The sequence below is a fragment of the Enterobacter sp. BIDMC 29 genome, from assembly GCF_019378755.1.
Lineage (GTDB): Bacteria > Pseudomonadota > Gammaproteobacteria > Enterobacterales > Enterobacteriaceae > Enterobacter > Enterobacter ludwigii.
In genome coordinates this window covers 3,511,019-3,523,613 of the sequence record NZ_CP080000.1, presented here as the reverse complement: position 1 = coordinate 3,523,613, position 12,595 = coordinate 3,511,019, and the positions used below count along the sequence as shown (strand labels likewise).

26 protein-coding genes are annotated in these 12,595 nt (G+C 50.2%); all 26 read left to right on the top strand.

From position 1 onward, the window contains the following. Nucleotides 1-378 precede the first annotated feature (378 nt). The 26 genes from rpsJ (at nt 379) to rpsD (ending at nt 12,592) form a co-directional block, all read left to right on the top strand. Entirely contained in the window at nt 379-690 is a 312-nt protein-coding gene (rpsJ, locus tag JTA15_RS15665; RefSeq protein ID WP_001181005.1) for a 30S ribosomal protein S10, read from the top strand. 32 nt (nt 691-722) lie between these two features. Beyond that, nucleotides 723-1,352 carry a 50S ribosomal protein L3 gene (gene rplC, locus JTA15_RS15660; RefSeq protein WP_006178923.1) on the top strand — a complete coding sequence of 210 codons (630 nt, stop codon included), beginning with the start codon at nt 723-725 and terminating at the stop codon, nt 1,350-1,352. A gap of 10 nt (nt 1,353-1,362) precedes the next feature. Then, nucleotides 1,363-1,968 carry a 50S ribosomal protein L4 gene (gene rplD, locus JTA15_RS15655; RefSeq protein ID WP_000424395.1) on the top strand — a complete coding sequence of 202 codons (606 nt, stop codon included), beginning with the start codon at nt 1,363-1,365 and terminating at the stop codon, nt 1,966-1,968. Continuing rightward, complete coding sequence (gene rplW, locus JTA15_RS15650) at nt 1,965-2,267, top strand: 50S ribosomal protein L23 (protein WP_000617546.1); 303 nt, start codon at nt 1,965-1,967, stop codon at nt 2,265-2,267. The genes rplD and rplW overlap by 4 nt, the downstream gene beginning before the upstream one ends. 17 nt (nt 2,268-2,284) lie before the next feature. After that, nucleotides 2,285-3,106, top strand: a complete 822-nt coding sequence (gene rplB / locus JTA15_RS15645) for a 50S ribosomal protein L2 (RefSeq protein ID WP_000301859.1) — start codon at nt 2,285-2,287, stop codon at nt 3,104-3,106. Nucleotides 3,107-3,122: 16 nt separating this feature from the next. Further along, nucleotides 3,123-3,401 (top strand): 30S ribosomal protein S19, encoded by a 279-nt coding sequence (gene rpsS / locus JTA15_RS15640; RefSeq protein ID WP_001138117.1) that lies wholly within the window; start codon nt 3,123-3,125, stop codon nt 3,399-3,401. A 14-nt stretch (nt 3,402-3,415) separates the two neighbouring features. Further along, nucleotides 3,416-3,748, top strand: coding sequence for a 50S ribosomal protein L22 (gene rplV / locus JTA15_RS15635; protein WP_002919773.1), 333 nt, complete (start codon nt 3,416-3,418; stop codon nt 3,746-3,748). 17 nt (nt 3,749-3,765) lie between these two features. Then, nucleotides 3,766-4,467, top strand: a complete 702-nt coding sequence (rpsC, locus tag JTA15_RS15630) for a 30S ribosomal protein S3 (protein WP_000529945.1) — start codon at nt 3,766-3,768, stop codon at nt 4,465-4,467. A gap of 12 nt (nt 4,468-4,479) precedes the next feature. Then, on the top strand, nt 4,480-4,890 hold the full coding sequence (gene rplP / locus JTA15_RS15625) for a 50S ribosomal protein L16 (protein WP_002919759.1): 411 nt from the start codon (nt 4,480-4,482) through the stop codon (nt 4,888-4,890). Further along, a complete protein-coding gene (gene rpmC / locus JTA15_RS15620; protein ID WP_003863282.1) occupies nt 4,890-5,081 on the top strand; it encodes a 50S ribosomal protein L29 in 192 nt (63 codons plus the stop codon). Before rplP ends, rpmC begins: the two co-directional genes overlap by 1 nt. Continuing rightward, the gene (gene rpsQ / locus JTA15_RS15615; protein WP_008503489.1) at nt 5,081-5,335 is read left to right on the top strand and encodes a 30S ribosomal protein S17; all 255 of its coding nucleotides are present in this window, start codon (nt 5,081-5,083) and stop codon (nt 5,333-5,335) included. The genes rpmC and rpsQ overlap by 1 nt, the downstream gene beginning before the upstream one ends. 166 nt (nt 5,336-5,501) lie before the next feature. Next, nucleotides 5,502-5,873, top strand: coding sequence for a 50S ribosomal protein L14 (gene rplN, locus JTA15_RS15610; protein WP_002919748.1), 372 nt, complete (start codon nt 5,502-5,504; stop codon nt 5,871-5,873). A gap of 10 nt (nt 5,874-5,883) precedes the next feature. Then, nucleotides 5,884-6,198 (top strand): 50S ribosomal protein L24, encoded by a 315-nt coding sequence (rplX, locus tag JTA15_RS15605; protein ID WP_000729185.1) that lies wholly within the window; start codon nt 5,884-5,886, stop codon nt 6,196-6,198. A 14-nt stretch (nt 6,199-6,212) separates the two neighbouring features. Then, the gene (rplE, locus tag JTA15_RS15600) at nt 6,213-6,752 is read left to right on the top strand and encodes a 50S ribosomal protein L5 (protein WP_001096206.1); all 540 of its coding nucleotides are present in this window, start codon (nt 6,213-6,215) and stop codon (nt 6,750-6,752) included. 14 nt (nt 6,753-6,766) lie between these two features. After that, the gene (gene rpsN, locus JTA15_RS15595; protein ID WP_003863291.1) at nt 6,767-7,072 is read left to right on the top strand and encodes a 30S ribosomal protein S14; all 306 of its coding nucleotides are present in this window, start codon (nt 6,767-6,769) and stop codon (nt 7,070-7,072) included. A gap of 30 nt (nt 7,073-7,102) precedes the next feature. After that, complete coding sequence (rpsH, locus tag JTA15_RS15590) at nt 7,103-7,495, top strand: 30S ribosomal protein S8 (protein WP_006178918.1); 393 nt, start codon at nt 7,103-7,105, stop codon at nt 7,493-7,495. A 12-nt stretch (nt 7,496-7,507) separates the two neighbouring features. Continuing rightward, the gene (gene rplF / locus JTA15_RS15585) at nt 7,508-8,041 is read left to right on the top strand and encodes a 50S ribosomal protein L6 (protein ID WP_003863296.1); all 534 of its coding nucleotides are present in this window, start codon (nt 7,508-7,510) and stop codon (nt 8,039-8,041) included. 9 nt (nt 8,042-8,050) lie between these two features. Further along, nucleotides 8,051-8,404 (top strand): 50S ribosomal protein L18, encoded by a 354-nt coding sequence (gene rplR, locus JTA15_RS15580; RefSeq protein ID WP_013099023.1) that lies wholly within the window; start codon nt 8,051-8,053, stop codon nt 8,402-8,404. A gap of 14 nt (nt 8,405-8,418) precedes the next feature. Continuing rightward, nucleotides 8,419-8,919, top strand: coding sequence for a 30S ribosomal protein S5 (gene rpsE / locus JTA15_RS15575; protein WP_003863299.1), 501 nt, complete (start codon nt 8,419-8,421; stop codon nt 8,917-8,919). A 6-nt stretch (nt 8,920-8,925) separates the two neighbouring features. Then, nucleotides 8,926-9,105 (top strand): 50S ribosomal protein L30, encoded by a 180-nt coding sequence (gene rpmD / locus JTA15_RS15570; RefSeq protein ID WP_003863301.1) that lies wholly within the window; start codon nt 8,926-8,928, stop codon nt 9,103-9,105. 3 nt (nt 9,106-9,108) lie between these two features. Continuing rightward, complete coding sequence (rplO, locus tag JTA15_RS15565; RefSeq protein WP_003863304.1) at nt 9,109-9,543, top strand: 50S ribosomal protein L15; 435 nt, start codon at nt 9,109-9,111, stop codon at nt 9,541-9,543. A gap of 7 nt (nt 9,544-9,550) precedes the next feature. Continuing rightward, entirely contained in the window at nt 9,551-10,882 is a 1,332-nt protein-coding gene (gene secY / locus JTA15_RS15560) for a preprotein translocase subunit SecY (protein ID WP_014171896.1), read from the top strand. A gap of 31 nt (nt 10,883-10,913) precedes the next feature. Further along, nucleotides 10,914-11,030 carry a 50S ribosomal protein L36 gene (rpmJ, locus tag JTA15_RS15555; RefSeq protein WP_000868187.1) on the top strand — a complete coding sequence of 39 codons (117 nt, stop codon included), beginning with the start codon at nt 10,914-10,916 and terminating at the stop codon, nt 11,028-11,030. Nucleotides 11,031-11,176: 146 nt separating this feature from the next. Continuing rightward, a complete protein-coding gene (rpsM, locus tag JTA15_RS15550) occupies nt 11,177-11,533 on the top strand; it encodes a 30S ribosomal protein S13 (RefSeq protein ID WP_003863308.1) in 357 nt (118 codons plus the stop codon). 16 nt (nt 11,534-11,549) lie between these two features. Beyond that, nucleotides 11,550-11,939 carry a 30S ribosomal protein S11 gene (gene rpsK, locus JTA15_RS15545; protein WP_003863312.1) on the top strand — a complete coding sequence of 130 codons (390 nt, stop codon included), beginning with the start codon at nt 11,550-11,552 and terminating at the stop codon, nt 11,937-11,939. Nucleotides 11,940-11,971: 32 nt separating this feature from the next. Continuing rightward, the gene (gene rpsD / locus JTA15_RS15540) at nt 11,972-12,592 is read left to right on the top strand and encodes a 30S ribosomal protein S4 (protein WP_004868345.1); all 621 of its coding nucleotides are present in this window, start codon (nt 11,972-11,974) and stop codon (nt 12,590-12,592) included. Nucleotides 12,593-12,595: the final 3 nt, after the last annotated feature.

The following is a 12,595-nucleotide window of genomic DNA, read 5'->3' as shown; positions in this document are numbered from 1 at the left end:
CGCAAAGCCTCAAAGATGTTTGGTGCATACTCTTCTCATGATGCAAGGCCAGCAACGTCCGTACACAGGAATTGCGTGAGGGGTTCATAAGAAGAGATGAAAGCAGACAGGTTGCTGCAAATAATGGAATGCCCTACGCATCGCATGTCTTTGGCGCTTAATTTCTAAACGGCACTTGCGTCTTGCTCAGATTTACGTATAATGCGCGGGCTTGTCGTAGTTGACGGCGGGTTCAATCTGAACCGGAGTAGCTAATTTTGTTACTCAACAATGCTCCCAATCGGGGAGCTACGTAAGAACGGTTACACTCTCCCATCAATCGTAATGGGTTTGAGGAGTAATCATTTTCGTTTATAAAATAATTGGAGCTCTGGTCTCATGCAGAACCAAAGAATCCGTATCCGCCTTAAAGCGTTTGATCATCGTCTGATCGATCAATCAACCGCGGAAATCGTCGAGACTGCTAAGCGCACTGGTGCGCAAGTCCGTGGTCCGATCCCGCTGCCGACCCGCAAAGAGCGCTTTACCGTTCTGATCTCTCCGCACGTTAACAAAGATGCGCGTGATCAGTACGAAATCCGCACTCACAAGCGTCTGGTTGACATCGTTGAGCCAACTGAGAAAACCGTTGATGCTCTGATGCGTCTGGATCTGGCTGCCGGTGTAGACGTGCAGATCAGCCTGGGTTAATCAGGTCATCGAGCGATTGAGAGGTTGAAACAATGATTGGTTTAGTCGGTAAAAAAGTGGGAATGACCCGCATCTTCACTGAAGATGGCGTTTCTATCCCAGTAACCGTAATCGAAGTTGAAGCAAACCGCGTTACTCAGGTTAAAGATCTGGCTAACGATGGCTACCGCGCTGTTCAGGTTACCACCGGTGCTAAAAAAGCTAACCGTGTAACCAAACCAGAAGCGGGTCACTTCGCTAAAGCTGGCGTTGAAGCTGGCCGTGGTCTGTGGGAATTCCGTCTTGCTGAAGGCGAAGAGTTCACCGTAGGTCAAGACATTAGCGTTGAGCTGTTTGCTGACGTTAAAAAAGTTGACGTAACCGGTACCTCTAAAGGTAAAGGTTTTGCTGGTACCGTTAAGCGCTGGAACTTCCGTACCCAGGACGCTACTCACGGTAACTCCTTGTCTCACCGCGTTCCGGGTTCTATCGGTCAGAACCAGACTCCGGGCAAAGTGTTCAAAGGCAAGAAAATGGCAGGTCAGCTGGGTAACGAACGTGTAACCGTTCAGAGCCTGGACGTAGTACGTGTTGACGCTGAGCGCAACCTGCTGCTGGTTAAGGGTGCTGTTCCGGGTGCTACCGGTAGCGACCTGATCGTTAAACCAGCTGTGAAGGCGTAAGGGGATAGCAATGGAATTAGTATTGAAAGACGCGCAGAGCGCGCTGACTGTTTCCGAAACTACCTTCGGTCGTGATTTCAACGAAGCGCTGGTTCACCAGGTTGTTGTTGCTTATGCAGCTGGTGCTCGTCAGGGTACTCGTGCTCAGAAGACTCGTGCTGAAGTAACTGGTTCTGGCAAAAAGCCATGGCGCCAGAAAGGTACCGGCCGTGCGCGTTCAGGTTCTATCAAGAGCCCGATCTGGCGTTCAGGTGGCGTGACCTTCGCTGCGCGTCCACAGGACCACAGTCAAAAAGTTAACAAAAAGATGTACCGCGGCGCGCTGAAAAGCATTCTGTCCGAACTGGTACGTCAGGATCGTCTGATCGTTGTCGAGAAGTTCTCTGTAGAAGCGCCTAAAACTAAGCTGCTGGCACAGAAACTGAAAGACATGGCTCTGGAAGATGTGCTGATCATCACCGGTGAGCTGGACGAGAACCTGTTCCTGGCCGCACGTAACCTGCACAAGGTTGACGTACGCGATGCGACTGGTATCGACCCGGTTAGCCTGATCGCCTTCGACAAAGTCGTAATGACTGCTGATGCTGTTAAGCAAGTTGAGGAGATGCTGGCATGATTCGTGAAGAACGTCTGCTGAAGGTGCTTCGCGCACCGCACGTTTCTGAAAAAGCGTCTACTGCGATGGAAAAAACAAACACCATCGTTCTCAAAGTTGCTAAAGACGCGACCAAAGCAGAGATCAAAGCTGCTGTGCAGAAACTGTTTGAAGTCGAAGTCGAAGTCGTTAACACCCTGGTTGTTAAAGGGAAAGTTAAACGTCACGGACAGCGTATCGGTCGTCGTAGCGACTGGAAAAAAGCTTACGTCACCCTTAAAGAAGGCCAGAACCTGGACTTCGTTGGCGGCGCTGAGTAAGTCGGAGGAGTAATACAATGGCAGTTGTTAAATGTAAACCGACATCTCCGGGTCGTCGCCACGTAGTTAAAGTGGTTAACCCTGAGCTGCACAAGGGCAAACCTTTTGCTCCGTTGCTGGAAAAAAACAGCAAATCCGGTGGTCGTAACAACAATGGCCGTATCACCACTCGTCACATCGGTGGTGGCCACAAGCAGGCTTATCGTATTGTTGACTTCAAACGCAACAAAGACGGTATCCCAGCAGTTGTTGAACGTCTTGAGTACGATCCGAACCGTTCCGCGAACATCGCGCTGGTTCTGTACAAAGACGGTGAACGCCGTTACATCCTGGCCCCTAAAGGCCTGAAAGCTGGCGACCAGATTCAGTCTGGCGTTGATGCTGCAATCAAAGCAGGCAACACCCTGCCGATGCGCAATATCCCGGTTGGTTCTACCGTTCATAACGTAGAAATGAAACCAGGTAAAGGCGGTCAGCTGGCGCGTTCCGCGGGTACTTACGTTCAGATCGTTGCTCGTGACGGTGCTTATGTCACCCTGCGTCTGCGTTCTGGTGAAATGCGTAAAGTCGAAGCAGATTGCCGCGCTACTCTGGGCGAAGTTGGCAATGCTGAGCATATGCTGCGCGTTCTGGGTAAAGCTGGTGCTGCACGCTGGCGTGGTGTTCGTCCTACCGTTCGCGGTACTGCGATGAACCCAGTAGACCACCCACATGGTGGTGGTGAAGGTCGTAACTTTGGTAAGCACCCGGTAACTCCGTGGGGCGTTCAGACCAAAGGTAAGAAGACCCGCAGCAACAAGCGTACTGATAAATTTATCGTACGTCGCCGTAGCAAATAATTTTAGAGGATAAGCCATGCCACGTTCTCTCAAGAAAGGTCCTTTTATTGACCTGCACTTGCTGAAGAAGGTAGAGAAAGCGGTGGAAAGCGGAGACAAGAAGCCCCTGCGCACTTGGTCCCGTCGTTCAACGATCTTTCCTAACATGATCGGTTTGACCATCGCTGTCCATAATGGTCGTCAGCACGTTCCAGTCTTTGTTACCGACGAAATGGTTGGTCACAAACTGGGTGAATTCGCACCGACTCGTACTTATCGCGGCCACGCTGCTGATAAAAAAGCGAAGAAGAAATAAGGTAGGAGGAAGAGATGGAAACTTTAGCTCAACATCGCCATGCTCGTTCTTCTGCTCAGAAGGTTCGCCTTGTTGCTGACCTGATTCGCGGTAAGAAAGTGTCGCAGGCCCTGGACATCCTGACCTATACCAACAAGAAAGCTGCGGTATTGGTCAAGAAAGTACTGGAATCTGCCATTGCTAACGCTGAACACAACGATGGCGCTGACATCGACGATCTGAAAGTCGCGAAAATTTTCGTAGATGAAGGCCCAAGCATGAAGCGCATTATGCCGCGTGCGAAAGGTCGTGCAGATCGCATCCTGAAGCGCACCAGCCACATTACTGTGGTTGTGTCCGATCGCTGAGACTCTGGAGACTAGCAATGGGTCAGAAAGTACATCCTAATGGTATTCGCCTGGGTATTGTAAAACCATGGAACTCTACCTGGTTTGCGAACACCAAAGAATTCGCTGACAACCTGGACAGCGATTTTAAAGTACGTCAGTACCTGACTAAGGAACTGGCTAAAGCGTCTGTATCTCGTATCGTTATCGAGCGTCCAGCTAAGAGCATTCGTGTAACCATTCACACTGCTCGTCCTGGCATCGTTATCGGTAAGAAAGGCGAAGACGTAGAAAAACTGCGCAAGGTCGTAGCGGATATCGCTGGCGTTCCTGCACAGATCAATATCGCTGAAGTTCGTAAGCCTGAACTGGACGCTAAATTGGTTGCTGACAGCATCACTTCACAGCTGGAACGTCGTGTTATGTTCCGTCGTGCTATGAAGCGTGCTGTACAGAACGCAATGCGTCTGGGCGCTAAGGGTATCAAAGTTGAAGTTAGCGGCCGTCTGGGCGGCGCGGAAATCGCACGTACCGAATGGTACCGCGAAGGTCGCGTACCGCTGCACACTCTGCGTGCTGACATCGACTACAACACCTCTGAAGCGCACACCACTTACGGTGTAATCGGCGTTAAGGTATGGATCTTCAAAGGTGAGATCCTGGGTGGTATGGCTGCTGTTGAACAACCGGAAAAACCGGCTGCTCAACCTAAAAAGCAGCAGCGTAAAGGCCGTAAATAAGGAGCGTCGCTGATGTTACAACCAAAGCGTACAAAATTCCGTAAAGTGCACAAAGGCCGCAACCGTGGTCTGGCGCAGGGTACGGATGTTAGCTTCGGCACTTTCGGTCTGAAAGCTGTTGGCCGTGGTCGTCTGACTGCACGTCAGATCGAAGCAGCACGTCGTGCAATGACCCGTGCAGTTAAGCGTCAAGGTAAGATCTGGATCCGTGTATTCCCGGACAAACCGATCACCGAGAAGCCGCTGGAAGTTCGTATGGGTAAAGGTAAAGGTAACGTGGAGTACTGGGTTGCCTTGATCCAACCGGGCAAAGTCCTTTATGAAATGGACGGCGTTCCGGAAGAGCTGGCCCGTGAAGCCTTCGGCCTGGCAGCAGCGAAACTGCCTATCAAAACCACCTTTGTAACTAAGACGGTGATGTAATGAAAGCAAAAGAGCTGCGTGAAAAAAGCGTTGAAGAGCTGAACGCTGAGCTGCTGAACCTGCTGCGTGAGCAGTTCAACCTGCGTATGCAGGCTGCAAGTGGCCAGCTGCAACAGACTCACCTGCTGAAGCAAGTGCGTCGCAATGTTGCGCGCGTTAAGACTTTACTGACTCAGAAGGCGGGTGCGTAATGACCGATAAAATCCGTACTCTGCAAGGTCGTGTTGTTAGCGACAAGATGGAGAAATCCATCGTTGTAGCTATCGAACGTATTGTGAAACACCCGATCTACGGTAAATTCATCAAACGTACGACCAAACTGCACGTACATGACGAGAACAACGAATGTGGTATCGGCGACAAGGTTGAAATCCGTGAATGCCGTCCACTGTCCAAGACTAAGTCCTGGACGCTGGTTCGCGTTGTAGAGAAAGCGGTTCTGTAATAGAGTACGCATTCTCAATACGAATAAACGGCTCAGCGATGAGCCGTTTATTTTTTCTACCCATATTGTAGAAGCGGTGTTATAATGCCGCGCCCTCGATATGGGGCTTTTTAACGGCTCTGATTTTAGAGTCTCAGGTAGTAGTTGACATTAGCGGAGCACTAAAATGATCCAAGAACAGACTATGCTGAACGTCGCCGACAACTCCGGTGCACGTCGCGTAATGTGTATCAAGGTTCTGGGTGGCTCGCACCGTCGCTACGCAGGCGTAGGCGACATCATCAAGATCACCATCAAAGAAGCAATTCCACGTGGTAAGGTCAAAAAAGGTGATGTGCTGAAAGCGGTAGTGGTGCGCACCAAGAAGGGTGTTCGTCGCCCTGACGGTTCTGTCATTCGCTTCGATGGTAATGCATGCGTTATTTTGAACAATAACAGTGAGCAGCCAATCGGCACGCGTATCTTTGGGCCGGTAACTCGTGAACTTCGTACTGAAAAGTTCATGAAAATTATCTCTCTGGCACCAGAAGTACTCTAAGGAGCGAATCATGGCAGCGAAAATCCGTCGTGATGACGAAGTTATCGTGTTAACCGGTAAAGATAAAGGTAAACGCGGTAAAGTAAAAAATGTCCTGTCTTCCGGCAAGGTCATTGTTGAAGGTATCAACCTGGTTAAGAAACATCAGAAGCCGGTTCCGGCCCTGAACCAACCAGGCGGCATCGTTGAAAAAGAAGCTGCTATTCAGGTTTCTAACGTTGCAATCTTCAATGCGGCAACCGGCAAGGCTGACCGTGTAGGCTTTAGATTCGAAGACGGGAAAAAAGTCCGTTTCTTCAAGTCTAACAGCGAAACTATCAAGTAATTTGGAGTAGTACGATGGCGAAACTGCATGATTACTACAAAGACGAAGTAGTGAACAAACTCATGACTGAGTTTAACTACAATTCTGTCATGCAAGTCCCTCGGGTCGAGAAGATCACCCTGAACATGGGTGTTGGTGAAGCGATCGCTGACAAGAAACTGCTGGATAACGCAGCAGCTGACCTGACAGCAATCTCCGGTCAAAAACCGCTGATCACCAAAGCACGCAAATCTGTTGCAGGCTTCAAAATCCGTCAGGGCTATCCGATCGGCTGTAAAGTAACTCTGCGTGGCGAACGCATGTGGGAGTTCTTTGAGCGCCTGATCACTATTGCTGTACCACGTATCCGTGACTTCCGTGGCTTGTCCGCTAAGTCTTTCGACGGTCGTGGTAACTACAGCATGGGTGTCCGTGAGCAGATCATCTTCCCAGAGATCGACTACGATAAAGTCGACCGCGTGCGTGGTTTGGATATTACCATTACCACTACTGCGAAATCTGATGAAGAAGGCCGTGCTCTGCTGGCTGCCTTTGACTTCCCGTTCCGCAAGTAAGGTAGGGTTACTGAATGGCTAAGCAATCAATGAAAGCACGCGAAGTAAAACGCGTAGCTTTAGCTGATAAATTCTTCGCTAAACGCGCTGAACTGAAAGCGATCATTTCTGATGTGAACGCTTCCGACGAAGATCGTTGGAATGCGGTTCTCAAGCTGCAGTCTCTGCCGCGTGATTCCAGCCCGTCTCGTCAGCGTAACCGCTGTCGTCAAACAGGTCGTCCACATGGTTATGTGGGCAAGTTTGGGTTGAGCCGTATCAAACTGCGTGAAGCCGCCATGCGCGGTGAAGTACCAGGCTTGAAAAAGGCTAGCTGGTAATTACCAATTGAATCACGGGAGTAAAGACAGATGAGCATGCAAGATCCGATCGCGGATATGCTGACCCGTATCCGTAACGGTCAGGCCGCGAACAAAGTTGCGGTCACCATGCCTTCCGCCAAGCTGAAAGTGGCAATTGCCAACGTGCTGAAGGAAGAAGGTTTTATCGAAGATTTTAAAGTTGAAGGCGACACCAAGCCGGAACTGGAACTTACTCTCAAGTATTTCCAGGGTAAAGCTGTTGTAGAAAGCATTCAGCGTGTCAGCCGCCCAGGTCTGCGCATCTATAAGAAAAAAGATGAGCTGCCTAAAGTTATGGCTGGTCTTGGTATCGCAGTTGTTTCTACCTCTAAAGGTGTTATGACTGATCGTGCAGCGCGCCAAGCTGGTCTTGGTGGCGAAATTATCTGCTACGTAGCCTAATCGGAGGAAAGAATGTCTCGTGTTGCTAAAGCACCGGTCGTTATTCCTGCCGGCGTTGATGTAAAAATCGACGGTCAGGTTATTACGATCAAAGGTAAAAACGGCGAGCTGACTCGTACCCTCAACAAAGCTGTTGAAGTTAAACATGCAGATAACGCTCTGACCTTCGGTCCACGTGATGGTTTCGTGGATGGATGGGCTCAGGCTGGTACCGCGCGTGCCCTGCTGAACTCAATGGTTGTTGGTGTTACCGAAGGCTTCACTAAAAAGCTTCAACTGGTTGGTGTAGGTTATCGTGCAGCTATCAAAGGGAATGCAGTAGGCCTGTCTCTGGGCTTCTCACACCCTGTTGAGCATCCGCTGCCGGCCGGTATCACTGCAGAATGTCCGACCCAGACTGAAATCGTGCTGAAAGGCGCTGATAAACAGCTGATCGGTCAGGTTGCAGCAGATCTGCGCGCCTACCGTCGTCCTGAGCCTTATAAAGGCAAGGGTGTTCGTTACGCCGACGAAGTCGTGCGTACCAAAGAGGCTAAGAAGAAGTAAGGTAACACTATGGATAAGAAATCTGCTCGTATCCGTCGTGCGACCCGCGCACGCCGCAAGCTCAAAGAGCTGGGTGCAACTCGCCTGGTGGTACATCGTACCCCGCGTCATATTTACGCACAGGTCATTGCACCAAACGGTTCTGAAGTTCTGGTAGCTGCTTCTACTGTAGAAAAAGCTATTGCAGAGCAATTGAAGTACACCGGTAACAAAGACGCCGCTGCAGCTGTAGGTAAAGCTGTTGCAGAACGCGCTCTGGAAAAAGGCATCAGCAATGTTTCCTTTGACCGTTCCGGGTTCCAATATCATGGTCGTGTCCAGGCACTGGCAGATGCTGCCCGTGAAGCTGGCCTTCAGTTCTAAGGTAGAGGTGTAAGATGGCTCACATCGAAAAACAGGCTGGCGAACTGCAGGAAAAGCTGATCGCGGTTAACCGCGTATCTAAAACCGTTAAAGGTGGTCGTATTTTCTCCTTCACAGCTCTGACTGTAGTTGGCGATGGTAACGGTCGCGTTGGTTTTGGTTACGGTAAAGCGCGTGAAGTTCCAGCAGCGATCCAGAAAGCGATGGAAAAAGCCCGTCGCAATATGATTAACGTCGCGCTGAACAACGGTACCCTGCAGCACCCAGTTAAAGGTGTTCACACGGGTTCTCGTGTATTCATGCAGCCAGCTTCAGAAGGTACCGGTATCATCGCCGGTGGTGCAATGCGCGCCGTTCTGGAAGTTGCTGGGGTTCATAACGTTCTGGCTAAAGCATACGGTTCCACCAACCCGATTAACGTGGTTCGTGCAACTATTGATGGCCTGGAAAATATGAATTCTCCAGAAATGGTCGCTGCCAAGCGTGGTAAATCCGTTGAAGAAATTCTGGGGTAATTGACCATGGCAAAGACTATTAAAATCACTCAAACCCGCAGTGCAATCGGTCGTCTGCCGAAACACAAGGCAACGCTGCTTGGCCTGGGTCTGCGTCGTATTGGTCATACCGTTGAGCGTGAGGATACTCCCGCTGTTCGTGGTATGGTCAACGCGGTTTACTTCATGGTTAAAGTTGAGGAGTAAGAGATGCGTTTAAATACTCTGTCTCCGGCCGAAGGCTCTAAAAAGGCGGGTAAACGCCTGGGTCGTGGTATCGGTTCTGGCCTCGGCAAAACCGGTGGTCGTGGTCACAAAGGTCAGAACTCTCGTTCTGGCGGTGGCGTACGTCGCGGTTTCGAGGGTGGCCAGATGCCACTGTACCGTCGTCTGCCGAAGTTCGGCTTCACTTCTCGCAAAGCAGCGATTACAGCGGAAATCCGTCTGTCTGACCTGGCGAAAGTTGAAGGCGGCGTTGTAGACCTGAACACGCTGAAAGCGGCAAACATTATCGGTATCCAGATCGAGTTCGCGAAAGTGATCCTGGCTGGTGAAGTTTCTACTCCGGTAACTGTTCGTGGCCTGCGTGTTACTAAAGGTGCTCGTGCTGCTATCGAAGCCGCTGGCGGTAAAATTGAGGAATAAGTAGCAGATGGCTAAGCAACCGGGATTAGATTTTCAAAGTGCCAAAGGTGGATTTGGCGAGCTGAAACGCAGACTGCTGTTTGTTATCGGCGCGCTGATTGTGTTCCGTGTTGGCTCTTTTATTCCGATCCCTGGTATCGATGCCGCTGTACTTGCCAAACTGCTTGAGCAACAGCGAGGCACCATCATTGAAATGTTTAACATGTTCTCTGGTGGTGCTCTCAGCCGTGCTTCTATCTTCGCTCTGGGTATCATGCCGTATATTTCGGCATCGATTATTATCCAGCTGCTGACGGTCGTTCATCCGGCCCTGGCAGAACTGAAGAAAGAAGGGGAGTCTGGACGTCGTAAGATAAGCCAGTACACCCGTTACGGCACTCTGGTGCTGGCAATATTCCAGTCGATCGGTATTGCTACCGGTCTTCCGAATATGCCTGGTATGCAGGGCCTGGTATTAAACCCAGGCTTTGCATTCTATTTCACCGCTGTTGTAAGTCTGGTCACAGGAACAATGTTCCTGATGTGGCTCGGCGAACAGATTACTGAGCGTGGTATCGGTAACGGTATCTCAATCATTATCTTCGCTGGTATCGTTGCGGGTCTCCCGCCAGCCATTGCCCACACTATCGAGCAAGCGCGTCAAGGCGACCTGCACTTCCTCCTGTTGCTGTTGGTTGCAGTATTAGTATTTGCAGTGACGTTCTTTGTTGTCTTCGTTGAACGTGGTCAACGCCGCATTGTGGTGAACTACGCTAAGCGTCAACAAGGTCGTCGTGTCTATGCTGCACAGAGCACACATTTACCGCTGAAAGTGAACATGGCGGGGGTTATCCCGGCTATCTTCGCTTCCAGTATTATTCTGTTCCCGGCAACCATCGCGTCATGGTTCGGGGGCGGTACTGGTTGGAACTGGCTGACAACAATTTCGCTGTATTTGCAGCCTGGGCAACCACTTTATGTGTTACTCTATGCGTCTGCGATCATCTTCTTCTGTTTCTTCTACACGGCGTTGGTTTTCAACCCGCGTGAAACAGCAGATAACCTGAAGAAGTCCGGTGCATTTGTACCAGGAATTCGTCCGGGAGAGCAAACGGCGAAGTATATCGATAAAGTAATGACTCGCCTGACTTTGGTTGGTGCGCTTTATATTACTTTTATCTGCCTGATCCCGGAGTTCATGCGTGATGCAATGAAGGTACCGTTCTACTTCGGTGGGACCTCACTGCTTATCGTTGTTGTCGTGATTATGGACTTTATGGCTCAAGTGCAAACTCTGATGATGTCCAGTCAGTATGAGTCTGCATTGAAGAAGGCGAACCTGAAAGGCTACGGCCGCTAAATGGTCGCCTGAGAAGTTACGGAGAGTAAAAATGAAAGTTCGTGCTTCCGTCAAGAAATTATGCCGTAACTGCAAAATCGTTAAGCGTGATGGTGTCATCCGTGTGATTTGCAGTGCCGAGCCGAAGCATAAACAGCGCCAAGGCTGATTATTTCGCATATTTTTCTTGCAAAGTTGGGTTGAGCTGGCTAGATTAGCCAGCCAATCTTTTGTATGTCTGTACGTTTCCATTTGAGTATCCTGAAAACGGGCTTTTCAGCATGGTGCGTACATATTAAATAGTAGGAGTGCATAGTGGCCCGTATAGCAGGCATTAACATTCCTGATCAGAAACATGCTGTGATCGCATTAACTTCGATCTATGGCGTCGGCAAGACCCGTTCCAAAGCCATTCTGGCTGCAGCGGGTATCGCTGAAGATGTTAAGATCAGTGAGCTGTCTGAAGAACAAATCGACACGCTGCGTGACGAAGTTGCCAAATTTGTCGTTGAAGGTGATCTGCGCCGTGAAATCAGCATGAGCATCAAGCGCCTGATGGATCTTGGTTGCTATCGCGGTTTGCGTCATCGTCGTGGTCTGCCAGTGCGCGGTCAGCGTACTAAGACCAACGCACGTACCCGTAAGGGTCCGCGCAAACCGATCAAGAAATAATCGGGGTGATTGAATAATGGCAAAGGCACCAGTTCGTGCACGTAAACGTGTAAGAAAACAAGTCTCTGACGGCGTGGCTCATATCCATGCTTCTTTCAACAACACCATCGTTACTATTACTGATCGTCAGGGTAACGCTTTGGGTTGGGCAACAGCCGGTGGTTCCGGTTTCCGTGGTTCTCGCAAATCCACTCCGTTTGCAGCTCAGGTTGCAGCAGAGCGTTGCGCAGAAGCCGTAAAAGAATACGGCATCAAGAATCTGGAAGTTATGGTTAAAGGTCCGGGTCCGGGTCGTGAATCTACTGTTCGCGCTCTGAACGCCGCTGGTTTCCGCATCACGAATATTACTGATGTGACTCCGATCCCTCATAACGGTTGTCGTCCGCCGAAAAAACGTCGCGTATAACGCTCGTTTTTTAGGTTAGTTGGAGATAGAAAATGGCAAGATATTTGGGTCCTAAGCTCAAGCTGAGCCGTCGTGAGGGCACCGACTTATTCCTTAAGTCTGGCGTTCGCGCGATCGATACCAAGTGTAAAATTGAACAAGCTCCTGGCCAGCACGGTGCGCGTAAACCGCGTCTGTCTGACTATGGTGTGCAGTTGCGTGAAAAGCAAAAAGTTCGCCGTATGTACGGTGTGCTGGAGCGTCAGTTCCGTAACTACTATAAAGAAGCAGCACGTCTGAAAGGCAACACAGGTGAAAACCTGCTGGCTCTGCTGGAAGGTCGTCTGGACAACGTTGTTTACCGTATGGGCTTCGGCGCGACTCGTGCTGAATCACGCCAGTTGGTTAGCCATAAAGCAATCATGGTAAACGGTCGTGTTGTTAACATCGCTTCTTATCAGGTTAAAGCGAATGACGTTGTTAGCATTCGTGAGAAAGCGAAAAAGCAATCTCGCGTGAAAGCCGCTCTGGAGCTGGCTGAGCAGCGTGAAAAGCCAACCTGGCTGGAAGTTGATGCTGGCAAGATGGAAGGTACGTTCAAGCGTCAGCCAGAACGTTCTGATCTGTCTGCGGACATTAACGAACACCTGATCGTCGAGCTTTACTCCAAGTAAAGC